The organism is Gilliamella sp. B3817, from assembly GCF_026536705.1.
Lineage (GTDB): Bacteria > Pseudomonadota > Gammaproteobacteria > Enterobacterales > Orbaceae > Gilliamella > Gilliamella apicola_I.
Genome location: NZ_JAFNNV010000006.1, coordinates 46,824 through 72,421 on the forward strand (window position 1 = coordinate 46,824; position 25,598 = coordinate 72,421).

Annotated in this window: 26 protein-coding genes; 18 read left to right on the top strand and 8 right to left on the bottom strand. The window is 35.1% G+C overall.

What is annotated here, in order from left to right:
• Positions 1 to 14: 14 nt before the first annotated feature.
• From J3U36_RS08280 to pgi, 10 genes are all read left to right on the top strand, one after another.
• A complete protein-coding gene (locus J3U36_RS08280) occupies positions 15 to 827 on the top strand; it encodes an ATP-binding cassette domain-containing protein (RefSeq protein ID WP_220216008.1) in 813 nt (270 codons plus the stop codon).
• A gap of 221 nt (positions 828 to 1,048) precedes the next feature.
• Positions 1,049 to 1,981, top strand: a complete 933-nt coding sequence (gene metA, locus J3U36_RS08285; RefSeq protein ID WP_267379010.1) for a homoserine O-acetyltransferase MetA — start codon at positions 1,049 to 1,051, stop codon at positions 1,979 to 1,981.
• Positions 1,982 to 2,331: 350 nt separating this feature from the next.
• The gene (locus tag J3U36_RS08290; protein ID WP_267385873.1) at positions 2,332 to 4,023 is read left to right on the top strand and encodes a hypothetical protein; all 1,692 of its coding nucleotides are present in this window, start codon (positions 2,332 to 2,334) and stop codon (positions 4,021 to 4,023) included.
• On the top strand, positions 4,023 to 4,463 hold the full coding sequence (locus tag J3U36_RS08295) for a hypothetical protein (RefSeq protein WP_267380200.1): 441 nt from the start codon (positions 4,023 to 4,025) through the stop codon (positions 4,461 to 4,463). The genes J3U36_RS08290 and J3U36_RS08295 overlap by 1 nt, the downstream gene beginning before the upstream one ends.
• Positions 4,464 to 4,645: 182 nt before the next feature.
• The gene (locus tag J3U36_RS08300; protein WP_267380198.1) at positions 4,646 to 5,059 is read left to right on the top strand and encodes a type II toxin-antitoxin system death-on-curing family toxin; all 414 of its coding nucleotides are present in this window, start codon (positions 4,646 to 4,648) and stop codon (positions 5,057 to 5,059) included.
• Positions 5,049 to 5,279 (top strand): hypothetical protein, encoded by a 231-nt coding sequence (locus tag J3U36_RS08305; RefSeq protein WP_267352117.1) that lies wholly within the window; start codon positions 5,049 to 5,051, stop codon positions 5,277 to 5,279. Before J3U36_RS08300 ends, J3U36_RS08305 begins: the two co-directional genes overlap by 11 nt.
• A 419-nt stretch (positions 5,280 to 5,698) precedes the next feature.
• Positions 5,699 to 6,040, top strand: a complete 342-nt coding sequence (locus J3U36_RS08310; RefSeq protein WP_267380196.1) for a DUF6717 family protein — start codon at positions 5,699 to 5,701, stop codon at positions 6,038 to 6,040.
• 406 nt (positions 6,041 to 6,446) lie between these two features.
• A complete protein-coding gene (locus tag J3U36_RS11410) occupies positions 6,447 to 6,599 on the top strand; it encodes a hypothetical protein (RefSeq protein WP_416379844.1) in 153 nt (50 codons plus the stop codon).
• 16 nt (positions 6,600 to 6,615) lie between these two features.
• Entirely contained in the window at positions 6,616 to 7,014 is a 399-nt protein-coding gene (locus J3U36_RS08320; RefSeq protein WP_267380195.1) for an Imm7 family immunity protein, read from the top strand.
• Positions 7,015 to 7,182: 168 nt separating this feature from the next.
• A complete protein-coding gene (pgi, locus tag J3U36_RS08325) occupies positions 7,183 to 8,832 on the top strand; it encodes a glucose-6-phosphate isomerase (RefSeq protein ID WP_267380193.1) in 1,650 nt (549 codons plus the stop codon).
• Positions 8,833 to 8,904: 72 nt separating this feature from the next.
• On the opposite strand, the gene crr is transcribed toward pgi, so the two are convergent.
• The 4 genes from crr to J3U36_RS08345 all read right to left on the bottom strand — a co-directional run bounded on the left by crr (position 8,905) and on the right by J3U36_RS08345 (position 11,947).
• Positions 8,905 to 9,411 (bottom strand): PTS glucose transporter subunit IIA, encoded by a 507-nt coding sequence (crr, locus tag J3U36_RS08330; protein WP_267380191.1) that lies wholly within the window; start codon positions 9,409 to 9,411, stop codon positions 8,905 to 8,907.
• Positions 9,412 to 9,420: 9 nt separating this feature from the next.
• Positions 9,421 to 11,148 (bottom strand): phosphoenolpyruvate-protein phosphotransferase PtsI, encoded by a 1,728-nt coding sequence (gene ptsI, locus J3U36_RS08335; protein ID WP_065559774.1) that lies wholly within the window; start codon positions 11,146 to 11,148, stop codon positions 9,421 to 9,423.
• Between the two features lie 54 nt (positions 11,149 to 11,202).
• Positions 11,203 to 11,460, bottom strand: coding sequence for a phosphocarrier protein Hpr (ptsH, locus tag J3U36_RS08340; RefSeq protein WP_065559773.1), 258 nt, complete (start codon positions 11,458 to 11,460; stop codon positions 11,203 to 11,205).
• A 142-nt stretch (positions 11,461 to 11,602) separates the two neighbouring features.
• On the bottom strand, positions 11,603 to 11,947 hold the full coding sequence (locus J3U36_RS08345; protein WP_267352127.1) for a hypothetical protein: 345 nt from the start codon (positions 11,945 to 11,947) through the stop codon (positions 11,603 to 11,605).
• Positions 11,948 to 12,070: 123 nt separating this feature from the next.
• On the opposite strand from J3U36_RS08345, the gene J3U36_RS08350 reads away from it, so the two are divergent.
• Together J3U36_RS08350 and pepP are read left to right on the top strand one after the other, a co-directional pair.
• Positions 12,071 to 12,613 (top strand): UPF0149 family protein, encoded by a 543-nt coding sequence (locus J3U36_RS08350; RefSeq protein WP_267352129.1) that lies wholly within the window; start codon positions 12,071 to 12,073, stop codon positions 12,611 to 12,613.
• A 29-nt stretch (positions 12,614 to 12,642) separates the two neighbouring features.
• Positions 12,643 to 13,956 (top strand): Xaa-Pro aminopeptidase, encoded by a 1,314-nt coding sequence (gene pepP, locus J3U36_RS08355; RefSeq protein WP_267380188.1) that lies wholly within the window; start codon positions 12,643 to 12,645, stop codon positions 13,954 to 13,956.
• Positions 13,957 to 14,058: 102 nt separating this feature from the next.
• Here the strand turns inward: pepP and J3U36_RS08360 are convergent, their stop codons facing one another.
• Positions 14,059 to 14,898 carry a TonB family protein gene (locus tag J3U36_RS08360; RefSeq protein ID WP_267352132.1) on the bottom strand — a complete coding sequence of 280 codons (840 nt, stop codon included), beginning with the start codon at positions 14,896 to 14,898 and terminating at the stop codon, positions 14,059 to 14,061.
• Between the two features lie 154 nt (positions 14,899 to 15,052).
• Between J3U36_RS08360 and ispB the strand changes: the two genes are divergently transcribed.
• Positions 15,053 to 16,039, top strand: a complete 987-nt coding sequence (gene ispB / locus J3U36_RS08365; protein ID WP_267352134.1) for an octaprenyl diphosphate synthase — start codon at positions 15,053 to 15,055, stop codon at positions 16,037 to 16,039.
• A gap of 168 nt (positions 16,040 to 16,207) precedes the next feature.
• Positions 16,208 to 17,074 (top strand): EamA family transporter, encoded by an 867-nt coding sequence (locus J3U36_RS08370; RefSeq protein ID WP_267380185.1) that lies wholly within the window; start codon positions 16,208 to 16,210, stop codon positions 17,072 to 17,074.
• Between the two features lie 99 nt (positions 17,075 to 17,173).
• On the opposite strand, the gene ffh is transcribed toward J3U36_RS08370, so the two are convergent.
• Positions 17,174 to 18,541 carry a signal recognition particle protein gene (ffh, locus tag J3U36_RS08375; protein WP_267352135.1) on the bottom strand — a complete coding sequence of 456 codons (1,368 nt, stop codon included), beginning with the start codon at positions 18,539 to 18,541 and terminating at the stop codon, positions 17,174 to 17,176.
• Positions 18,542 to 18,725: 184 nt separating this feature from the next.
• Between ffh and J3U36_RS08380 the strand changes: the two genes are divergently transcribed.
• The 4 genes from J3U36_RS08380 to galU all read left to right on the top strand — a co-directional run bounded on the left by J3U36_RS08380 (position 18,726) and on the right by galU (position 22,526).
• Entirely contained in the window at positions 18,726 to 19,109 is a 384-nt protein-coding gene (locus tag J3U36_RS08380) for a RidA family protein (protein ID WP_267380183.1), read from the top strand.
• A gap of 372 nt (positions 19,110 to 19,481) precedes the next feature.
• Positions 19,482 to 20,675 carry an aromatic amino acid transaminase gene (locus tag J3U36_RS08385; RefSeq protein ID WP_267380181.1) on the top strand — a complete coding sequence of 398 codons (1,194 nt, stop codon included), beginning with the start codon at positions 19,482 to 19,484 and terminating at the stop codon, positions 20,673 to 20,675.
• Positions 20,676 to 20,704: 29 nt separating this feature from the next.
• On the top strand, positions 20,705 to 20,854 hold the full coding sequence (locus J3U36_RS08390; RefSeq protein ID WP_081299206.1) for an entericidin A/B family lipoprotein: 150 nt from the start codon (positions 20,705 to 20,707) through the stop codon (positions 20,852 to 20,854).
• Between the two features lie 757 nt (positions 20,855 to 21,611).
• Positions 21,612 to 22,526, top strand: a complete 915-nt coding sequence (gene galU / locus J3U36_RS08395; protein ID WP_267352139.1) for a UTP--glucose-1-phosphate uridylyltransferase GalU — start codon at positions 21,612 to 21,614, stop codon at positions 22,524 to 22,526.
• 79 nt (positions 22,527 to 22,605) lie between these two features.
• On the opposite strand, the gene J3U36_RS08400 is transcribed toward galU, so the two are convergent.
• Together J3U36_RS08400 and J3U36_RS08405 are read right to left on the bottom strand one after the other, a co-directional pair.
• Complete coding sequence (locus tag J3U36_RS08400; RefSeq protein WP_267380179.1) at positions 22,606 to 24,027, bottom strand: cation:dicarboxylate symporter family transporter; 1,422 nt, start codon at positions 24,025 to 24,027, stop codon at positions 22,606 to 22,608.
• Positions 24,028 to 24,210: 183 nt separating this feature from the next.
• Positions 24,211 to 25,542, bottom strand: coding sequence for a CoA-disulfide reductase (locus J3U36_RS08405; RefSeq protein WP_267380177.1), 1,332 nt, complete (start codon positions 25,540 to 25,542; stop codon positions 24,211 to 24,213).
• Positions 25,543 to 25,598 lie beyond the last annotated feature (56 nt).

Genomic DNA, 25,598 nt, shown 5'->3' on the forward strand with positions numbered 1-25,598 from the left:
ACCAGGACTAAACCATGAACCCAATTTTAAAAGTGCGTAATTTGTCAAAGCAATTTAAAATTCCTAAAGGATTTTTGGGGCATCTATACATTGATGCTGTTAAACCGATATCTTTTTCGATCAATGAAGGAAAAACCTTGGCAATTATTGGTCAGAATGGATCGGGAAAATCAACATTAGCTAAAATGTTAGTTGGAATGGTCAAACCGGATAGTGGTGATATTTGGATTGATGGTACAAAAGTCGAATACGGCGATTATAGTTACCGTTGTCAACTTATTCGCATGATTTTTCAACATGTAGAAAGCTCTTTTGATCCAAGACTTCGCATTGGTCAATTGCTTGAAATTCCACTCAAACACAATACACATTACGATGCGTTTGAACGTGAAAAAATGATAAGCGACGTATTAAAGCAAGTTGGGTTACTGCCTGAACATGCTTCTTATTATCCAGCGGTGATGGCATCGGGGCAAAAACAACGGGTCGCCCTAGCGAGAGCATTAATTCTAAAACCTAAAGTTATTATTTTAGACGAAGCGTTAGCCGCATTAGATATCTCGATGCGTTCACAGATTGTTAATTTGATGTTGTCATTACAAGCCGAGCATAACATCTCTTATATTTATGTGACTCAAGATATAGGGATGATGAAGCATATTAGTGATCAAATCTTAGTGATGCACAAAGGCGAACTTGTTGAATACGGGAATACCGCCGAAGTGTTAGCCTCGCCACTTAGTGATATCACGCAAAAACTCGTTAATAGCTATTTTGGCGAAGCGTTAACCGCTGACTCATGGCGCACCGATACACGGGCTTTTTAACTCTTTCCTTACTGTTGTCAATTATCCAATCTAAAAAAGACCAATGCGAATTTAATTTTATTCGTTTATAGTAGTATCATGATTTTCTTTGAGATATTGGATTTGGCTGATCAAAATAAAAACCTCGACAAATAATCTAAAACATCTTATATTTAGCTATACAGATTTCTAGACGTCTATTTTAAGTTTTAAAAGATTGTTGATTATTAGGAGTTTTTGCTATGCCTATTTGTATTCCTGATTCATTACCAGCCGTTGATGTACTTCGTAAAGAAAATATTTTTATCATGACATCTTCTCGTGCAAATACACAAGAAATTCGTCCGCTAAAACTGCTCTTTCTTAATCTTATGCCTAAAAAAATAGAGACAGAAAACCAATTTTTACGACTACTTTCTAACTCCTCATTACAAGTCGATATTCAACTATTACGTATTGATCAGCGTGAATCTAAAAATACACCAGTCGAGCATTTAAATAGTTTCTATTGTGATTTTGACGATATACGTGAACAAAATTTTGATGGGCTTATTATCACTGGCGCACCGTTAGGAAAAGTGGCCTTTACGGATGTAGTCTATTGGTCAAAATTAGTTGAAATTATCACATGGGCAAAAGAACATGTCACCTCAACCATGTTTGTGTGTTGGGCAGTACAAGCCGCATTGAATGTATTATATGATTTACCAAAATTTACACGATCACATAAATTATCTGGGGTTTATCAGCATCAGATTTTGCAACCTAATGCCATTTTAACCCGAGGATTCGATGACTCTTTTTTAGCACCGCATTCACGGTATGCAGATTTTCCGATTGAAAAAATAAAAAATTATACTGATCTCTTAATACTGGCAGATTCAGATATCACTGGGCCTTATTTAATGGCAACAGCAGATAAACGGATGGTATTTGTTACCGGGCATCCTGAATATGACTCTTTTACTTTAGCCAATGAATATTTTCGTGATCTTAAAGCTGGCATTCAGCCTACTATCCCAGAAAATTATTTTCCTCATAATAATCCAGACTTAACCCCTAAAGCCACATGGCGTAGTCACGCTTATCTATTGTTCAGCAATTGGCTTAACTATTATGTCTATCAATTAACACCATTTGATTTAACGACGCGCAATTTAACAATTGATGATTAAACCGAACATAAAGAAATTATACCTAGATTAAAAGAGCCAGAAATAAACTCATTATTCTGACTTTTATCGGTTATTGCTTGTGCAACACCATTTGATTAATGATTTATAATTAGAATTTGTTTATTGAGATTAAAAAAATAACGGGTAATCATTTCCAATAAATTGCGTATTTGTTTCCAAAAAAAGAAAAAAAAGCTTGTCGCCTGTCAAAAAATAATCTATCCTAAAAAAATGGTTTTATATAAAAATGCAAAATAAAACCATAAAATGCAAAATGTTAGCTTTAAATCGTCAGTTTAAGCTTATGCATTACGGATTTGGTATATAAGGGATAGAGAACAACAAGCTGTATGAAATGTTATAAATTGATTACTCAAAAAGAGTGGCTGGCACTACAAAAGAAAGCCCCCGAAAGTCTGTTAGCCCAGTATGGGTTTTATGAGTTTCCCAAAACACAGTTACAGGCATCCGGTTATAACACCGTTCGTTTCGATTACAGCGCAGCACAAGATGAAGCTATTGCTCATTGCGTTCAACATCCTGAACAATGTCAACAGCTTTACCCTACACTGGAAAACTTGGGGTTATATTATGGCAATAATCACTACGGTCATGATAATGCCAAAGTCACGCAAGCCTTAACAGAGGCACTGACAACCGGTCGGGCGTTGTTAATTGAAAAACCACTCACACTTGATTGTGGATTATTACCGCCTCAAACCAATTTTTTAAGACTACCGAGCAACAAAGCGCCACGTAAATTAACCCCGGCAGAAATACGGGAACGGGAGTTGTTTTTCTTTGATGATGATAACTGGATAGAATTCAGTGTCGAAAACTTACCGAATCAATCTTTTACGTTATTTAATAACAGTAATCAACGAATGATTTATCAGGGTCAACTTGATAGTCGTGGACATGCTTACGTCAATCTTGAGCCGGATATAAAATTAGTGGATGTCATCTTTGACCGCCAAACACAGCACCGAGCCTGGTATCAAGATGTCCCCTTACAGATATTGGGTGGTTTACGAGATGCGGGGCAAAGTACACTCGATTTATTATGGGATAGCACCTTAATTAATCCGGTATCTCCGCTATTTTTTGCTCGAGTGCATGCAGAAATTATTAGTGATAAACCGATTGGTCAGGCTCCCAATCCTATACAAATGCCTGAGGTATCACCACCACAGACTATCTCTGGTGGGATAACACATGGTGTCAGTCAATTTATTGTCGGGTTTATACCGGCGGTAAGGGCAACCAAATTTATAAAACCCTTGAAAAATGTAGGCTCGTGGGTAAAAGGGATGATAGCAGGCAGTGTCACAGATTTTACGGTATTTAGCCCTCATGAAGAACGCCTGTCAAACTTAGTACAAGAATTTCCCGAACTGGCTAACCCAATAACCGAATATTTACAAGCCAAACCAGACGATAGTTTTGCAGAAGGACGATTAAAAAACAGCTTAGAAGGAATAATAGCCGGCGGCTTAGCCGAACCCTTAACCCGTTCATTACGCTTATTAAAATACTCCCGAATTAAAATAACTGGCACTGAAGTCAGAACCAAGGTACATCATAAAATTGAAGCGGTAGAGGTTGAATTAGATGAGGTTAATTGGAATAATGTTGTTGAAAAAGAAACAATAAGGAATAATTCTTTATTGGCTAATGCAAATAAAGAATTAGATCAATACATAGCATCTTTAGCTAACAGCAAATATAAACCAGCTACAGCAGTTGGGGCTGTTGATCCATTAACGGAGAAAGTTGTTACTGCATCAAGTGGAACAGTTCCCACTAAAATAGCACCAGAACTACAAGTTTATGCTGATAAATTAGGAGGTTTAGGTGTTAAAACTTCATGTGGTAATGTATTAGGAGCTTGTGCTGAATTTAGAGCAGCCAACGAATTGTTATTAAATAATCCTAATCTTAAATTAAAAGATATACAATTTACTCAAGCCGTACGCCCTCGCAATGGTAAACCAGTGTCCCGTTGTGAAAATTGCACAAATATATTTGGAGTTGAAAAATAATGAAAATGACTGATGAGTTTATAAGTACTAACGATCTTGACTGGTATGCTGCATTTTATAATGGTAATCTAGCACACTTTGCTTCAGGTGGCACAAGAGCTGTACCGAAGAAAGTAGCTGATTCGGTTGAGAATTATGAAGAACTATGTGATTATTTTTTTGAATTAGAAAAACGATCTGATATTGAAATCATTGAAGATAATTTGCCTGAATTTCCCGATCAACTTAAAAGAGAACAATATTTAAAAAGCTATGTTGATTCGGCTTTAAAGGGATTATTTAGTTATGATGTTAACTATGAAGATAATAGCTATTTTTTAGTTGTAAAACCCCTGAGTCCATTATCTTTAAAAGACCTACCGAAAAATATAAAAGAAATAATCTATACTTTACCAAAAGAAGTAAAATCTGCTTCAGTAAGTATAACTGAATTAGAGTAGTCATAACGTAAAAGCACTCTAATTTATTAGAGTGCTTTTACGTTCTTATAGCTGCATAGTAAGTGAAGTGAGTAAAAACGATAAAAAGTGAATGATGTTAGAAAGCCAAACCCTTAACCCGTTCACTACGCTTATTAAAATACGCCCGCATCAAAATAACCGGCACTGAAGTCAGAACCAAGGTGCATCATAAAATTGAAACAGTTGAAGTAGAAGGGAATTGGTATAATACTGAAAAAGCAACTGATTTTGTCGTTTCATCATTTAAGGAATTAAGTATTGAAGAAATATCAAACATAAATAAATCATATGGAGGAAGTCATACATTAACAGATGAAATAGGGACAATACTTGCTAATATGTCATATAGAGAAAATTTTTATGACAAAATTGCTGTAGCTATAAGGGATATTGCAGGGCGACATTTATTTAATGATGGTAACAAACGCACTGCACAAACAGTTGTTGAACAATTAGTAAATAAAAATAATATGAATTTGTCACCTGTACAAATTCGAAAAGTAATAGATGATGTAGCAACCGGAAAATTAAGAGAAATTGAAGATATATCAAGGGCTTTAAAATATGAAAAATAATTTTAAATTAGAGTGTTATTGGAAAAATATTGAAGCGATAGCAGAAGATGGTGCATCCGTTATTATTAAGTTAGATGGTCAACGGAGTAAAGATAATTTCTATTCTGTTGTTTTATCGGGAGGTAAGTTAAAAGATGGTTTTTTCAGAAAAGATGGTGCGGAACTTGATTTATTGCTTGAAGAGTTAATAGCATATTATGATTCTTTATCTAATTATTGAATAATTATGAAAATATTTTTAGATGATATTCGAAAGCCTCCAAAAATAAAAATTCATTCGGCTAATATTTCAGCTCGAAGAAGAATGGAATTAGCTGTAACGAATATTAATAAATTGCGTAGATAATTTATTAATATTCGTAGGCTTAATAATAAAATGATAAATGAAAATTATAAGTTTTCATTAAATTTAATGAAAACATATATTAGTTATCATAATAATAGTATCTATCAATTAAAATTAGATAGTATAGAGAAGTTAATTGATATTAGGAAAGAAGGTATTTCTGATGATGACTTGAAATACGACTCCATTTTTTTATTTATTGGTCACGAAAAGCTACCAATTTGGACTCCTAACTCCAAAATTTTCTTCGCGCTCATGAATATTTTACGAATGTTTCCATAAAGGGAAAATACATGAACTCAATTAATATTATAAAACCATATAAATATCTTGATATGTGGGTCTTTGATGATGAAAAGGTAGGCTTGTTACAAGAGCCTTTTGTTTCTGGCGCAGATACTTTAATTGATAAAGCCACTGAATCAATCCCAAATGCTGAAAAAGGATTTATTTTAATCTTTTCTAAAGATTACTTCCCTGATACCGATCTTTGTTTAGAATGGCGAAGATCTGATAATGCTGGTAACTGGTATTACTCGAAAGAATTTGATATGGAAGGCTGGCTTTGTCCTGCTTTGTTTAAGTATTTTCCTGAAGCCCCCAAAAACTTGTATATCAAAATTAAATCTATCTAGTTAGAAAATCTAATATTACAAATTATCATGAATGTTAATGTCACTAGTGCTTTATAAATCGGCAGAATATAAAAAACCACACAATATTGTATGTGATTATCTAAAGGAGTAGTTGTAATGCTCACTATTAATCTACTTTGAAAAGTGATCATTGACCATACTAAATTCAACCAAATTTTTAGTGGTTGAATTTAGAAGCATTATTAAAAGAAGTGAGCCGATACTTTGGGGGACATGATAAAAGTAAACAAGCCACATGTAGCAGCTGATGCTTTAGCGATAAGATTAAATGGTGTGTCAAGGGTAAGATTTGCTAATGATACAAGAGAGTTTGATGTGATTAGTGATTTATATATAGCTCAAACAACCCCCCCTAAAGCAATTAAATGAAAGTGTAAGATCTAAAATGAAAGCAACATTTGAAGCAGCTAAAGAAACTAACCGTTCTGTATACTATCATTTTGAGGGTGAACCAGCAAAATCAGTAATAAATAAATTATATGAATATAGTAATCGTTATGATGTAAAAGTCATTATAGATACTAAACTTCTTAACTAAAAAATAAGGTAATAAAATGATCGAATATTATGGGTGGATATCATTAAGAAATTCTACATACGAAAACAATGAAAATGAGATGAATTCAATTCTAAATAAACTTACTTTATTCATATCAGAACATGAATTTGAAAATAGTACAGGATTTATTAAAATTCATAAGGTTAATGATTGTTGTCAACTTTTGTTTAGTGGGAATACTAATCATTATTCTCAGGATGTAGCAGAAATTTTTGAGTTATATCAATATGTAGCAAAAATTTCTCAAGGCTCATATGGTTTATTGTATGTTAAAAACGATGAATCTTCGGATAAATTTAATGAATTTGAAGTATATGTCTTAGCAAGAGGGAAAATAAAAAAAGAAAAAGATCAGTTTTTGTCTCCATGTATTCCTAAAATAGAAGATGATTAAGGTTACATTAATCAAATAAAAAGTCGTTTAAAACGATTATGAATCGGTGCTTTAGTCAATTGGTCAGTGTGCTTAATTCGAAAATAAAAGATAAAAGATCCTTATCTTGCATCATTTTAGGCATAGTTATATTATGGATAGAGTGCTTTATTATTTAAGGAATGAGTTATGTTAAAATCAATTGATCCAACTACCACTTCATCTTGGAAATCCCTTCAAGCAAGTTATCAAAAGCATCAAAATAAGACCATTGCGCAGATTTTAAAAGAAGAGCCAAAACGAGTTGAAAAACTCAGTATTCCGTTTGAGGATGAGTTTTTGGTTGATCTTTCTAAAAATCGTATTACGCAAGAGACTTTAGCAATACTTCATAAGCTTGCTGATGAATGTGATCTTAAAGGTGCAATTTCAGCTATGTATAGTGGTGAAAAAATTAATCGCACCGAAGATCGTGCTGTTTTACATGTTGCCTTACGTAATGTATCGAATACCCCTATTTATGTTGATGGCAAAAATGTGATGGATGATGTCAATGCGGTATTAGCAAAAATGGAATCATTCAGTAATAAAGTTATTAGCGGTGAGTGGAAAGGGTATACTGGTAAAGCGATAACTGATGTGGTAAATATCGGAATTGGAGGTTCAGATCTTGGACCTGTCATGATTACCGAAGCGTTGCGTCCTTATAAAAATCATTTAAACATGCATTTTGTTTCAAATGTTGACGGTACTCATATTGTTGAAGCATTAAAAGGCTTAAATCCTGAAACAACCTTGTTTTTAGTAGCTTCAAAAACATTTACCACACAAGAAACCATGACTAATGCACAAACGGCTCGTTCTTGGTTACTTGATGCGGCTAAAGATGATAAAGCTGTTGCTTTGCATTTTGTTGCGTTATCCACTAATGCCAAAGAAGTTGAAAAATTTGGTATTGATACAGCAAATATGTTTGAATTTTGGGATTGGGTAGGCGGTCGTTACTCTTCTTGGTCAGCGATAGGTTTATCGATCGTTTTATCTATTGGATTTGATAATTTTAAACAATTTTTGGCTGGTGGTCATGCAATGGATAAACACTTCCAAAATACACCAATTGATAAAAATATTCCTGCATTATTAGCCTTAATTGGGATTTGGTATAATAATTTTTATGGTGCTGAGACAGAAGCCATTTTACCTTATGACCAGTATATGCATCGATTTGCTGCCTATTTTCAACAAGGCAATATGGAATCAAACGGTAAAAGTGTCGATCGTAATGGTCATAAAACAACTTATACTACTGGCCCAATCATTTGGGGTGAACCAGGGACCAATGGTCAACATGCATTTTATCAATTAATTCATCAAGGTACTAAACTTATTCCGTGTGATTTTATTGCGCCAGCAATTAGCCATAATCCAGTTGGTGATCATCATCCTAAATTATTATCTAACTTTTTTGCTCAAACTGAGGCATTAGCATTTGGTAAAACCAAAGAACAAGTTGAACAAGAATTTATGGCTGCTGGAAAAACGCTTGATGAGGTTAAAGCAATTGTTCCGTTTAAAGTGTTTGAAGGAAACAAACCGACTAATTCAATTTTAGTTAAGAAAATTACTCCGTATAGCTTGGGTGCATTAGTTGCGATGTATGAGCATAAAATTTTTACTCAAGGTATTATTCTGAATATATTTAGTTTCGACCAATGGGGTGTTGAGTTAGGTAAGCAATTAGCCGGCCGAATTTTACCCGAATTAGCAAGTGATACGCCAGTAACTTCACATGACGATTCAACAAATAATTTGATTAATCAATATAAAAAGTGGCGTTAAACTGATTTAACTTTAGACAGTTAATGAATTGAGCAGAAAAACCTTCAGTAAAACTGAAGGTTTTTTTTATGCTTATTTTTTCACGCGCATAACAGGTGTTTTACCTGCTTCTACGGAACCAGAAAGTTTTGTCAGTTCGACAATACTATCCATATTAGAAATGACAACAGGTGTTAACACTGATTTTGCTTTACTTTCAAGTAGTGGTAAATCAAATTCGATAATGGTGTCACCAACTTTTACTTGTTGACCTTCTTCAGCGATACGGGTAAAACCTTCGCCTTTTAATTCAACAGTGTCAATGCCAAAGTGTACAAATAGCTCAATACCTTCATCTGATTCAATAGCAAACGCATGATTAGTTTCAAAAATTTTGCCAATTCTACCGTTTAGTGGTGCAACAATTTTATTACCAGCAGGTTTAATTGCAATACCATCACCAACGACTTTCTCTGCAAAAACGACATCTGGTACATCTTCGATTTTAACGATTTCGCCACTCAGAGGTGCAATAATTTCGATGCTATCATTGCTATCATCAGATTTGATGAATTGCTTCAATTTATCGAATAACCCCATTATTTTCTCCTAACAAATTTGCTTTTCAGCGTTATATTTTTCGATTAAATCCATAATTTCTTTAGAAGTTGCTTTTTCTAGCACATTGTCTGCAAGTTTTTTCGCTTCTTCAAAATGTGTATTACGAATTAATTTTTTGATTTTAGGAATTGATACTGCACTCATGCTAAATTCATCAAGTCCCATACCAAGTAATAAAATCGTTGCTCGTTCATCACCAGCAAGCTCACCACACATGCCAGTCCATTTACCTTCTTTGTGCGAAGCATCAATGACTTTCTTAATCAGTGTTAAGACAGATGGTGAAAGTGGATTATAAAGATGTGAAATTAATTCGTTACCACGATCAACCGCTAAAGTGTATTGTGTTAAATCATTGGTTCCAATACTGAAGAAATCAACTTCTTTCGCTAAATGATGAGCAATGACAGCAGCCGCAGGGGTTTCAATCATTACACCAACTTCGATATTTTTATCAAACGCTTTACCTTCGGCAGTTAGTTGTTCTTTGAGGATATTAATTTCAGATTTTAAGATACGAATTTCTTCAACCGATATGATCATCGGGAACATGATACGTAATTTACCAAATGCTGATGCGCGTAATATTGCGCGTAACTGTGCATGGAGTATTTCTTTGCGATCTAAACAGATACGAATTGCACGCCAACCTAAGAATGGGTTTTCTTCTTTTGGTAAATGCATGTAAGGTACATCTTTATCGCCACCAATATCCATTGTTCTGACAATAACAGATAAACCATTCGTTGATTCGGCTACTTCTTTGTAAGCTTTGAATTGTTCGTCTTCGTTAGGATAGGCATCACGATCCATAAATAAAAATTCAGTACGATAAAGACCAACACCTTCATAACCGTTGCGATCCGCACCAGCGATATCACGCACCGTACCAATATTCGCACAAATTTCAACTTGGTGACCATCAAGCGTGACGGCAGGTAAGTCTTTTAATTTTGCTAACTCTTCTTTGTCGGCAATATATTTTGCTTGAACTTGTTTGAGTTTTTCTTGGGTAGTATGATCAGGATTGATATAAATGGCGTTATTTATAGCATCAAGTATAACAAAATCACCTTGTTTAATTGTTTGTGTTGCATTTGATGTACCAACAATTGCCGGAATTTCTAATGAACGAGCCATAATTGAAGTATGGGATGTACGTCCACCTGCATCAGTAATAAAACCAAGTACCATATCTAGATTTAGTTGTGCAGTTTCAGATGGAGTAAGATCTGTTGCAACTAAAATACAAGGTTGACTAATAGCACTTAAATCGACAATTTCAATCCCTAATATATTTTTGAGTAAACGTTTGCCAATATCACGAATATCAGCAGCACGCTCTTTTAAGTATTCATCGTCTAAGTTTTCAAGCTCTTTAGCTTGAGTTTCAAATACTGATTGGACAGCGGCATCAGCGGTTGAATGCTTGCTTTGTATACGAGAAATAACTTCTTGCTCCAAATCCTCATCTTCTAAAAGCATAATATGCCCTTCAAAGATAGCAGCTTTATCTTCGCCTAATGTGGATTTTGCTCGTTCCATTATCGCATTTAATTGCTCGCTGGATTTTTGACGAGCATCTTTAAAACGCGCAATTTCAGCATCAATTTTGTTATCTGGAATTGCCCTATTATTAACAACAATAGGTTCTTCTTTTAATAATAGCGCTTTTGCAAAAGCGATACCGGGGGAAACAAGTATACCTGATACCATAACATTTAATCCTTATTCAATTTTAAATCTGTTTTTATCGCATTTTGGAGCTAATTATTCCAATTCAGGAATTAATTTAACTAGATGATTTACCGCTTCTTTTTCATCTTCGCCTTCTGCTGAAATGGTGATGGTGGTACCTTGTGTTAGACCAAGTGTTTGTAGTTTGAATAGACTTTTAGCACTAGCACTTTTACCATTTGATGTGACGGTAATTTCAGCATTAAAGTTTTTTGCTTCTTTTACAAATTGTGCAGCAGGGCGGGTATGGAGACCATTTGGTGCGGTAATGGTTACATCTTGTTTATACATAATAATTCTACTCCTAAAAATATTTTCATTTACGCGACCAATATAAATAAAAACCGCCTTAATGGCTAGTAACATTTAATCGATCTTTGGAAATTTAGTTAATCTTATTCAAATCAAAATATAGTTGTTATATCCATATTTCTCAATAACGGTAAATTCGAGTGATTCTATCACTACATTTTTTAAATTCTACTTCTCCATGTATACCACGCTTTATATTTTCAAAAACAATTTCTTCACTTCCATCAAGTTGTGACTCTTTTATTTCTTTACTGCAAAATGTTTCAAATCGTTGAAGTTCTTCTTCACCATTACCTAATTGGTAATTATGAGGTAAATCGTGACTTGTTATGAATGTTTGGGTTTTGTTCTGCACGTCAAGGATGATAGTGCCTTTGTTAGATAACCATGAACTACAAGCAGTTAATGATATAGCAAACGCCAGAAGGAGAAGGGAAAATTTCATCACAAATCTTACAATATTCAAAATAATTCCTTTATAAAGCTTAGTAACCTGTTTATTATTTATAGCTAGTTGTGGATTATATACTAATAATTAATGAAAGTGCAGAGTGCTTTTTATTGATATGACAAAATCAGGGTGACATTAATGACCAAAACTGTAAATTATGATGAACTTAATCATGAATTAAACTTAAATAAAATGGGTATTACTGCTGCTGAATTACATGGTTTTATTTCGGGTATTTTAGCCGGAGGCAATCATGATGAAAGTTGGCGCCCTTTAGTTGAAGATATGCTCAATAATGGGCAAAAAATACCAGAATCTTTAAATAAGAAAATGGTAGAACTTTATTGTATTACCAAGCAACAATTTTTGGATGATGATTTTGAATTTCAATTGCTACTTAACGAACATGATCTTTTTTCACAAATAGATGATTTAGTCGGTTGGGTTAACCATTTTTTATTAGGGATTGGATTAGTTCAACCAAAATTAAATCGTATTCAAGGTGATGTAGGTGAAGCAATTTATGATTTAAGACAAATTGTGAAGCTAGGTTACGATGAAAACGAAGATCAGCAAGAGTTAGGCTTTGCATTTGAAGAGATCAAAGAGTATGTTCGCATGACTTCGATTCTCTGTTTTGATGAATTTAATGAGGCTGATATCGCACCAACCATTCATTAATATTAACTTGTTTTTAAAAGGTTATCACTATGCTAAATATCGATACCAAAAAAGAGCTTTTTTCTCGTCGAGAAAAGCTTCTTTCGCAGATGCAACCTAACAGCGTCGCACTTTTTTTTGCCTCACCCGAAGTCGTCAGAAGCAATGACACGCATTATCCTTATCGGCAAAATAGTGATTTTTGGTATTTTACCTGTTTTGATGAACCCGAAGCCGTATTAGTGATGATTAAACAACAAGATAATCATGTTCGATATGTGCTGTTTAATCGTAAAAAAGACCCTCTGGCTGAAACATGGACAGGCTATCGTTTAGGGCAGCAAGCTGCGTTAGAAACCATTGGCGTTGATGAAGCGCATCCTTTTGATAAAATTGATACTATTTTGCCTGAGTTGTTGAATGGTAAACAGGCAATTTATCATGCTGATCTGCAATATGATTATGCTGACACGATTGTCAAAAAAGCCCTTACGATTTTAAAACAGGGTGCAAGATTTAAGCTTTCAGCACCCAGTAGCGTAATTGATTGGCGTCCTATTGTGCATGAAATGCGGATGTTTAAATCTAATTTTGAAATAGACCTTTTACGTCAAGCGTGCAAAATTAGTGCCCAAGCCCACTGTCGAGCCATGCGTAGCTGTAAACCTTCGATGTATGAATATCAGTTAGAGGCAGAAATTTTACATGAATTTGCCTGGCATGGTGCGCGTTCTCCTTCCTATAATACGATTGTAGGAGCCGGAAACAATGGTTGTATATTGCATTATGAAAATAACAGTGCGCTTTTAAACGAGGGTGATTTAGTGTTAATCGATGCCGGCTGTGAATATCAATATTATGCAGGGGATATAACACGGACTTTTCCTGTTAATGGTCAATTTAGCCAAGCGCAACGGGATATTTATAACATTGTTTTAGCTGCTCAATATCAAGCAATTGATCTGTTAAAACCTGGAACATCGATTATGGAAGTAAATGATCATGTTGTTAAAACAATGGTGACGGGCTTAGTTAAATTAGGCATTATGCAAGGGGATGTCGATTCGCTCATTGCTGATAAAGCTTATACCGCATTTTATATGCATGGTTTAGGGCATTGGCTCGGCATTGATGTACATGATGTCGGTAGTGGAAGGGATCGTATTTTAGAGCCGGGTATGGTGTTGACTGTTGAGCCGGGGCTTTACATCAATCAAGATGCAGATGTGCCGGAGTGTTATAAAGGTATTGGTATTCGTATTGAAGATAATATTTTAATCACAACATCGGGTAATGAAGTATTGACCAGTGATGTGCCAAAAGAACCAGAGCAAATCGAAAAATTGATGTTATCGGATCAATAATCTTATCGCTAAAGCAATAATCTTCTAACTGTGATTATTGCTTTTGTTTTGATTATAGATAATAAAATCGTATTTTATTATTTTAAGAAACTGTTCAGACGATTAATTATCTAATCTGATTGATTTATCCCGATTAAAAATTATTTTTATTTTTAAATCTTTTGCTATTTTACCTTCGTATTTCCACGTTTTCATCGCTGTGATAACTGAACGATTAAAAATATTGTTCGGTTTGGTTTCGATAATTCGAATATTTTCGACCCGCCCATTACTATTGATATCAAAGAGTACAACGACATAGCCTTCTATGCGCATATCAAGTGCCCGACGAGGATATTCTGGCTGATTACGACTAATTGGCGAGGGATTACCCGAATGTTGACGGCTATCAGAAATGGAAGATGCGACGGCTGTTTTGGCAAAGTTATCCGTGATCACTTCTTGTCTGACTTGCTGACGAGACTCTTTTTGAATCGGTTTGGATTCCGTTCTTGGTTTGGGTTTTGGCTTCGGTTTCGGTTTTTGCTCGATGACAATGTTATTTTCGGGCATGACTTCCGGTTTTTTTTCAACGATAGGTTCCGGTTTTTCTTCATTAGTCATTTGGGTTTCAATAACTGGCTCAACTATCGGTTCTGGTATTGGTTTATTATCGATAATGTCACTTTCTTTTACCCCTTTGATATCAGGTGTATTTTCAACTAATGATTGTTCAGGCGCTGCCATTTGCGATATATCAATCATGATCGCTTTAATTGAGTTGTCACCTTCATCAACGATGATATTTTTGGCAAAAAGCATAGGGCTGAACAGCAACGCCAGTAAAAATAGATGTGACACAATCGAAAGTGACGTGAATAAATAAACACTCTTGGGTTTGATATGTGTTGGCGATTGAGGCGCTTTTTCGTTGCTAATGTCTATATCAAAATTGATTTTCATAACAATTATCATGTTTAACTTAAGGTAATCATTCTAAATGAAAATGCTTATCATTTGTAGTCTTTTTTAAAATATGCTAATCCAACACCTTGTTGCTCGGCAATATTTATCAGATAATAGCAATTAAATATCTATTTTTTTAGTGGTTTGGGTGATGAATAATCCTTCAATGAGTCAAATACTCGATCTTGTAAAAGATGACTTAGTTAAAGTTAATGAGGCAATTCAGGCGGAGCTTAGTTCGGATGTTGTGCTTATTAATCAATTAGGTAATTATATTATTAGTAGTGGCGGTAAGCGTATTCGCCCTATTATTGCGTTGTTAGTTGCCAAAGCACTTAATTATCAAGGTGATAAGCACATCGTTGCCGCTGCGTTCATTGAATTTATTCATACTGCTACATTATTACATGACGATGTCGTTGATGAGTCCGATCTCAGGCGTGGAAAGTCAACCGCGAATGCATTATTTGGTAATGCAGCCAGTGTTTTAGTTGGTGATTATATTTATACGCGTTCTTTCCAAATGATGGTACGGACTGAGTCTTTCAAAGTGTTAACTATTATGTCGGCAGCAACAAATGTGATTGCTGAAGGTGAAGTGCAACAATTAATCAATTGTAATGATCCCGATATTACTAAAGAACAATATTTAGAAGTCATTTATCGTAAAACCGCTCGTTTGTTTGAAGCAACTTCGCATTCGGCAGCGGTATTAGCTGGCGCCAATGCAGAACAAGAATTTGCCTTACAAGAATATGGAAAATATTTAGGTACGGCCTTCCAAATTATTGATGATTTATTAGATTATAGTGCTGATAGTAATCAAACCTTAGGTAAGAATTTGGGTGATGATCTTAATGAAGGTAAACCAACTTTACCATTGTTACATGCGATGCGTCATTGTCAAAATGCTGAGGAAGCCAAGTTGATTCGTCAAGCCATCGAGCAAGGAAATGGGCGACATTTGTTGGATCGTATTTTGCAGATCATGAATGAGTGTGGTTCACTTGAATATACATTACAAATAGCACAGCAAGAAGCCCAAAAGGCTTTTGATGTGATTGCTATCCTGCCAGACTCTCCCTATAAAAAAGCATTGCAAGATCTCGCATTGCTCTCAGTAAAAAGAGAAAATTGACAGGAGTTAAATCGAAGTATGGATTGAAAACATTCCTACTCGTACTTATATGGACATTTTATATTAAATCATCATTAGCAATGATCAAAAATTGATTTCTTTAGATTTCATCGTATGTTGTGAAATGACGAGCAATTTTTTCTGATTATATTAACAAGGTAATTAGGCATGTTTAAACGATCTTGGCCGATCTTTATTATTTTTATTTCTATGATTTCGTTACAATCAAGTGCATCTATGGCCAAATATCTTTTTCCAGTATTAGGCCCTGAAGGGATGACTGCTTGGCGATTAACTTTTTCATCCTTGATGCTTATCATTATTTTTAAACCATGGCGTAAACCCATTACTAAACAATCTTTTAAGTATGTGTTTTTATATGGTGTAGCAACCGGTTGCATGAATTTGGCTTTTTATAGTGCCATTGCCAGAATTCCGCTTGGTATTACCGTTGCGATAGAACTTACTGGACCGATAGTTGTCGCAATGTGTTATTCGCGTCGGTTAGTTGATTTTATTTGGTTAGGCGTTGCAGTTATCGGGCTTGCGATACTTTTACCGATTCATCAAGCTTCTGGTGATTTAGATCCCGTTGGCATTTTAATGGCATTATTAGCAGGTTCAGGTTGGGCATGTTATATTGTCTTTGGGCGTAAAGCTGGGGCATTATATGGTTCATCAAGTGTTGCGATAGGGTCTTTAATAGCGTCTTTATTTGTATTTCCTATTGGTGTGTGGGATAGTGGAAGTGCTATGTTTTCTTTGGAACTTCTTCCTTTAGTGTTTGTGGTTTCATTATTGGCGTCAGCCATTCCTTATGGATTAGATATGATAGCGTTGCCACGATTACCCGCTCAAACATTTAGTACATTAATGAGTTTGTCGCCAGTTTTTGCTGCTTTGTCAGGCTTCATTGTTTTGCAAGAGCAATTAACGCGTTATCAATGGTTAGCCATTACATTTATTATTGTTTCATCAATCGGGACGGTATTGACAATGAGCCGACCAACTAAAATTAAATCGGTTAATTCATAATGTTTTTACCAGCATTACGCAGATTAATACGCAATGCTCGTGTAAATATCGCTTGTTATACTTTGTTTAAAGCATAACAAGCGAGTTAATATCAGCTTATTAGCGGTGGGGGAAACCCATTCCGCCACCCATAAGTCCTTTCATTTGGCGCATCATTTTCATCATGCCGCCGCCTTTCATTTTTTTCATCATTTTTTGCATATCTTCAAACTGTTTAAGTAGTTTGTTGACGTCTTGTACTTGAGTACCTGATCCATTAGCAATTCGACGTTTTCGAGATCCTTTGATGATTTCAGGATTGGCTCTTTCTTTTAACGTCATTGAACTAATAATCGCCTCCATTTTAATGGTAATTTTATCGTCCATTTGCGCTTTAATGTGTTCAGGTAGTTGCCCCGCACCGGGAAGTTTTGCCAACATAGCTCCCATTCCACCCATATTTCGCATCTGTTTAAGTTGATCTTGGAAATCGTTAAAATCGAACTTGTCGCCTTTTTTTAACTTCTTGGCAATTTTTTCTGCTTTTTCACGATCAACATTTTGTTGCAACTCTTCGATTAAGGAGATGACATCTCCCATACCTAAAATTCGTGAAGCAATACGATCTGGGAAGAATGGCTCTAAAGCATCTGTTTTTTCTCCCATTCCTAAGAATTTAATCGGTTTGCCCGTAATATGACGAATCGATAACGCCGCACCACCACGGGCATCACCATCAACTTTGGTTAAAATCACACCGGTAAGTGGCAAGGCATCATTGAAGGCTTTTGCGGTATTGGCGGCATCTTGCCCTGTCATTGCATCAACAACAAATAACGTTTCGATTGGGTTGATAGCCTGATGCAGTTCTTTGATTTCATCCATCATGTTGCTATCAATATGTAAGCGTCCCGCTGTATCGACAATTAACACATCGAAGAACTGAAGTTTAGCGTGAGAAATGGCTTTATTAACAATATTCACTGGTTTTTCATGAATATCCGATGGGAAAAATTCCACATCAATGGCTTTTGCAAGCGTTTCTAATTGTTTAATTGCAGCCGGACGATAGACGTCAGCAGACACAACCAGCACTTTCTTTTTTTGCTTTTCTTTTAAAAATTTAGCTAATTTAGCGACGCTGGTGGTTTTACCTGCCCCTTGCAAACCAGCCATCAAAATAACAGCGGGGGGCTGTGTTGCCAAATTGAGGGTGCTATTAACTTCACCCATAGCCGATGTGAGTTCAGCCTGCACTATTTTGATAAATTCTTGACCCGGTGTTAAGCTTTTAGAAACGTCCAGACCAACGGCTTTTTCTTTTACTTGATTAATAAATTCACGTACAACAGGAAGTGCTACGTCGGCTTCAAGTAATGCCATACGTACATCACGTAGTGCTTCTTTTATATTATCTTCAGACAGTCGTCCTCGACCACTGATATTACGGAATGTCTGCGATAAACGGTCGGTTAAATTCTCAAACATGTTAACTCTCAATAAACAAAAAAATTGTGATTATCATAACAGAAAATCTTAAGAAGTCCCATGATCATAATTTTGTTCTTGCTTGACACCAAATAGTGTTCCTGTTCAAATGTTGAAAATTAACTTAGCATAATATTCCCCTTTATTTTTTTAGCAAGGGCAGATGATTACAGGAGATATTGATATGAAAAAAATCATTAATACAGATAACGCACCCGCAGCAATAGGACCTTATGTACAAGGCGTTGATTTGGGCAATATGTTATTTGCATCAGGACAAATACCGTTAGATCCAGTTACCGGTAAAATGTCAGATTGTGTCAAAGAACAAGCTAAACAAAGTTTAGCAAATGTAAAAGCTATTATTACGGCAGCGGGTTATCAAGTTAGTGATATCGTTAAAACCACCATTTTTTTAGCTGATATGAATGATTTTGCGGCCGTTAATGCAATTTATGAAGCCTTTTTTACAGAACATCATGCTGCGTTTCCTGCTCGTTCTTGCGTACAAGTCGCCAGAATACCCAAAGATGCTAAGGTTGAAATTGAAGTCATTGCTGTAAAATAAACGCAATACATCCTTTACTCTGAAAAATTTTGGACTTATACCTAGTGCCCAAATCGAATTGGTGTAGTCACTTGGTGACTACTTTTTAATTGCATGAATTTTCGCCCTTCATTTCCGCTTTTTTTAGATAATCCTATAAGGTAGTCAGTATACTCGTTTAGGGTGACAAACATCTTTTATGATTAGCAATATCTAAAGAAATTTTATCGTTTAAGCCTTGCCATATTTATCTTTTTTTACATTAATCATTCAAGTGAATGATTAATCATACCCAGAACGTGTAAACTTCTATTTAATGATTGATTGCCGATTGAGTTGATGCAATAATCTACAATTATTTATCATTAGTTGCCGTGTAATTAGGTTGCAAATATGTTTGAAAAAGTTGAGTCGTACGCAGGGGATCCTATTTTATCATTAGTTGCTGAGTTTAATCAGGATAACCGAATGAATAAAACAAATTTAAGTATCGGTTATTATTATGATGAAAACAGTGTTGTACCTCAATTAGCATGTGTAAAAGCTGCACGGGATTTTATCTATCAAAACGATAAAACTGCATCACTTTATTTACCGATGAGTGGATTACCTGATTATTGTCGAGCTATTCAATGTTTGCTATTTGGTGAAGCACACAGCGCTCTTAAAGATAAACGCATTGCAACCATTCAAACTTTAGGTGGTTCAGGGGCATTAAAAATAGGTGCTGATTTTTTGTTTCGCTATTTTCCGAAATCAGAAGTTTGGGTCAGTGATCCAACATGGGAAAATCATATAGACATTTTTCATGGTGCTGGATTTAAGGTAAATAAATATCCGTATTTTGATTCACAAACTTGTGGCGTTAAGTTTGATGCAATGCTTGAAACTTTACATCAATTACCGGCTAAAAGCGTTGTTTTGCTACACCCTTGTTGTCATAATCCAACCGGTGCCGATTTAACACATGCACAGTGGGATCAGGTTATTGATATATTAAAAACACGCGATCTTATTCCCTTTATGGATATTGCCTATCAAGGATTTGGTAAGAGTATCGAAGATGATGCATATGCAATTAGACGAGTGGCAGAGTTAGGGATATGTGGTTTTGTGTGTAACTCTTTTTCAAAAACATTTTCGTTATATGGTGAAAGAGTGGGTGGTTTATCCGTTTTATGTGATAACAGCGAAGTCGCTAATCGTGTACTTGGTCAACTTCAAGCAACCGTACGTCGAAATTATTCAAGTCCTGCGGCCTATGGTGCTCATCTTGTTAGTTATATTTTGAATAATGTCGAACTGAAAACCCAATGGATTAATGAAGTTACTGCAATGCGTGAACGTATTATCTCAATGCGAATAAAGCTTGTTGAATTACTAAATAAGTTAGTACCCGAAAACAATTTTGATTATCTGATCAAACAGCGAGGTATGTTTAGTTATACTGGATTTTCTGAAGAACAAGTCACATATTTAAAAAATAACTTTGCTGTTTATTTGGTGGGCAGTGGACGGATGTGTGTGGCGGGTTTAAATCACCATAATATTCATCGAGTAGCAGAAGCGTTTGCTACATTAAAATAACCATGTAATTAATTAGAGGAGTATTTAATATGTTCCGAAAAATGTTAATGTTAATGCTAGGGTTAGTTATGGCAACGTTTGTCGTGGGTTGTAATACGGTAAGTGGTGTCGGTAAAGATGTTCAATCTGGTGGTAAAGCAATTACCCATACGGCTGATGAAGTGAGCGATAGATTATAAATGGAGCAGTGAGTCGAAATATACATAATTTATCATTCACATTTACTTCTATAATAAATCTATTTTTCTCATAAAAGCACAGTTCGTCAAGTTGACGAACTGTGCTTTTAATCAAGTAACTGTTAGATATTTAATAATATATATTAATTCATATTGCGTCAGATCTTATTTTTTTTTTGAAATGAATATTTACATAAAATGATTTTTGATAATTTATTAAATTGAGACAAGCTAATACTAATACAAAAAAATTGTAAGGATTAGAGGGTTAATTCATTGTAGTCGACATTGGTATTTTTTAACTTATTTTTTATTGGTTATTAACTTTATGATTGATTACATATGATGTTTTCACTGTTTTTAGGAAGAATTTGTTTATAGTAATTCACATCATTTTATTCCATATATTGATAAGTTGTTTTTATTTGAACTAATTGGGAATTCGCTGATAATTGTTATAAACATCTATTTAACTTACTTATTTTCTAAAACAATATAAATTTGCTAACGTATTCGTTTTTTTACAGATTATCAATACTATTTTTATCGTAGGCGATCATGGTCTATACCAAAATCTATTGGTTCAATTTTTTAGACCAGTTTGATCGAAAAAAGATGTAGAGAGCATTTATTCATACACTTATTTTGATACCTTTTATGTTAAAGTCTGTGAGCGTTAAAAATACCATTTATAAATGGTCGTCCAACGGAAGCAAATTATGATAGTATTAGCCGTTAATTTTTTTGAGGAATGATTATGTCATTTAATTTTGAAAATTCCCTAAAGGGTAAAGTAAAAAAAGCGGTTATCCCTGTTGCTGGTCTAGGAACACGCATGTTACCCGCAACTAAAGCAATTCCTAAAGAAATGTTACCTGTTGTGGATAAACCACTTATTCAATATGTGGTTAATGAATGTATTGCAGCTGGTATTACCGAAATCATTTTTGTTACGCATTCATCCAAAAATTCAATAGAAAACCATTTCGACACCAGTTTTGAATTAGAAGCCATGTTAGAAGCACGGGTGAAGCGTCAGTTGTTGCAAGAAGTGCAAAGTATACTTCCTAAACATGTAACGATAACAAGTGTACGTCAAGGTTTAGCTAAAGGGCTTGGTCACGCTGTTTTATGTGCCTATCCTTTAGTGGGCGATGAACCTTTTGCAGTAGTATTACCGGATGTGATTATTGATGAATATGAAAGCGATCTCACTTGTGACAATTTAGCTGCCATGATTCATAATTATCACGAAACTAAACATAGTCAAATCATGGTTGAACCTGTGCCTAAGGAATTAGTGTCTTCATATGGTATTGTCGATTGTCGTGGTGAAGAACTTGCCGCAGGGAATGTGGCACAGATGTATAGTGTGGTTGAAAAACCGTCGGTTGAGGATGCGCCATCAAATCAGTCTGTGGTTGGGCGTTATGTATTATCTGAGAAAATTTGGCCATTACTTGCTAAAACGCCATTAGGTGCTGGCGGTGAAATTCAATTAACAGATGGCATTGCAATGTTACTTGAAGAAGAGCCTGTCGATGCGTACTGTATTAAAGGACAAAGTCATGATTGTGGTAATAAACTTGGTTATATACAAACGTTTGTTCAATATGCCATGCGTCACAAAACATTAGGTAAAGATGTTTCTGATTGGTTGAAATCACTTTAATTGGTTTGAATGGTTTTATTAACCTAAAAAAGGACGCTTAATCGCGTCCTTTTTATCATTGAATATATATTGTTGTTACTTAAGCTTCGGCGTTGTCATTATCCAGAGTGACATTCGGATCGTTAAAGACATTCATATTCATTAATCCTACTTCACGATCTGTGGCAACCGCTGCGGTCATTGCACCCGATACGTTAGCTAAAGTTCGAGCCATATCAATAATTGGATCGACAGCGAGTACCATACCAATTAACGGGAAGTATTCGACCATTCCCATCCCAGATAAAACCACTGTTGCTGCAACGGTTGCTGTTCCTGGAATGCCTGCAATTCCTATTGATCCAATGACAACGACTATTACAAGCATAATGTAAAATTGAATATTGGTATCTATCCCAACCATATGGGCGACCATTACCGCTAATAATGCAGGAAAAAATCCAGCACAACCATTCATACCCATGGTGCTGCCAAGTGAGCCAACTAAGTTTGCTGTACCGGTGTTGACCCCCATTCTGACGGTTAATGTTGAAATAGTCATTGGTAAGGTGCCTACTGACGAGCGGCTAGTGAATGCTAATAGCCATGTTCCTAATGCTTTTTTGATAAACATTACTGGTGAAATACCATGAATTAAGACAATTAATACATGTACGATAAGCATAACGAGAGTTGCAATATAAACCGCTGCAACAAAACTTGATACTTCAACAATTGCAGGAATACCATTAGATATGATTGTACGGGCGAGTAACGCAATGACAGCATACGGCATATATTTAATAATGGTCATTGCAATTGACATAACAATTTTGTATAGCGCTTCAATAAATGTTTTAAACAAGGCAATCGGTTGAGGGTTTTTCTTTTCCATTCTATTGGCGGCAAGCCCCATTAATGCTGAAAAGATAACTAATCCTACAATATTTTCTTTTGCCATGGCTCCGATAATATTGCTAGGGATCAGATTAACGAAGGTATCAATAATATTGGTATAATGTTTAGCTTGAGCATGATGTACTGATGTTGAGCTTATTTCACCGAGTTCAAAAACGTTAGCTAAAACAATGCCGACTATACAAGCGATTGCCGTGGTGAAAAGTAACCAAAAAATGCCACGGAATGCTATTTGGGGTAAATTCTTTTTTCCCGAAAAATCAATAATAACTTTAACAATTGAGACAAATACCAGTGGAATCACTAGCATACGTATAAAGGCAATAAAGGCACGCCCAAAAAGACCATACCATGTTGCAATCTCTTGCATCCAAACTGTTGAACTTTTAGGAAAACCTGCCGACCATTGGATTCCCAGACCAAGAACTGCCCCAAGTATCAAGCCAACTAACATGCGAACTGAAAAATTAATTTTTTTGTCTTGTAATGGTTTCATTATGACAAAAAAACAAATAAGTAATAGCCCAAGACCAATTAATGTTTGGTAATGAGTAATGGATAGGAATTTTTCAAAAAAAATCCCGTGAAAAATGGCATCTGACATAATCGATCCTCGCCCTTTTAGGGGGTATATAATTAAATAATTATCAATAATTCTTTAATTTTATTTATTAATCAATTTGTTAAGTGCTTTAAAGGTTTGTTTTAATACTGAAGCAATTGATTAACAAATTTAATTTTTTATTGACTATTTTTGAGTGATTAGTAAACACTCTTTTCATCATCTCTATTTGGCAATGGAACCTGCTATATTTAAAATATCCCAAGGCCGTGAAAAAGGTGGTGCATACAGAAAATCTAACATTGTAAGTTCGTCAATCTTCATTTGTGACCATATTGCTGTTGCTAATACATTTATTCTCAATGCAGAACCAGTGCCGCCGACTAATTGTCCCCCCAAAATCTTGCGTGTTTCAGCATGATAAATAAGTTTAGCCGTAACGGGTGATTGACCTTCGACATAATTACTGTGGTTTTTATCGTTTACTAAAACCGTTTTATAGGGGATACCTAATTTGATGGCTTCATTTTCAGTTATTCCTGTTCGTCCTGCTTCAATATTAAATACTCGGAGCGCTGATGTGCCTAACGTACCAGGAAATTGACAATTGCCACCTGCAATGTTTTCACCTACAATTTTCCCTAATTTGTTTGCGCCAGTTGCTAATGGAATATAGACTTTAGTTTGGCTGACTTTATGGAACAGCGTGGCACAATCTCCAGCGGCATAAATATCAGTGATATTTGTTCTACCTAAATCATCGGTAATAATGGCACCATTATTTAGGGTATTAATGCCAATGTTTTTGTAGATTTGACTATTTGGTCTAACACCGGTAGCGATAATAACCAGATCAGCAGGATATTGTCCTTTATTTGTTATAACCTGCGTCACTTTATCTTGACCAACAAAACCTTGGACACTTTCTTGTAAATGTAAGTCACAATGTTGCTCAATATTTTCCTGAATAATGTCAGTAAGTTGCTCATCGAATGCTTCGACTAATACTCGATTATCTAATTGAATTAATTTTACTTTCTTTTTTAATGCAACCAGTGATTCGGCTATCTCCAATCCAATATAACCAGCTCCAACAATAATAATATTTTTGCATTCCGGTTTTGACAGCGCTTCTTTGATTGCTAATCCATCATAAAGATTGCGTAACGTAAAAATATTGTCCAGCTGATCATTCGCCAGTGTTGGAATAATTGGACTTGCACCTACAGCAAATAGCAATTTGTCAAAGCTATCTTCAATGTTTTCACCGTTATTTAAATCTTTAATAAGTAATTTTTTTTGTTTAACATCAACAGATATCACTTCATGTCGTGTTTTTATTTCAATACCATCTTTTTGAAATTGTTCAGGTGTTCGGGATATCATTTCATTAGCATCAGTAAAATGATTGCCAATATAATAAGGTAAGCCACACGCACCGAATGAAACAATATCCGATTTTTCATAGATACGAATTGTTGCATTAGGGTTTATTCTTTTGGCTTTAGCTGCAGCACTCGCCCCAGCTGCTTGAGCTCCAATAATGATTATTTTCATCTATTATTCTCCTTTGTGCGCCTATTTTGAACACTTATCTGCTCATTGATCAAGGT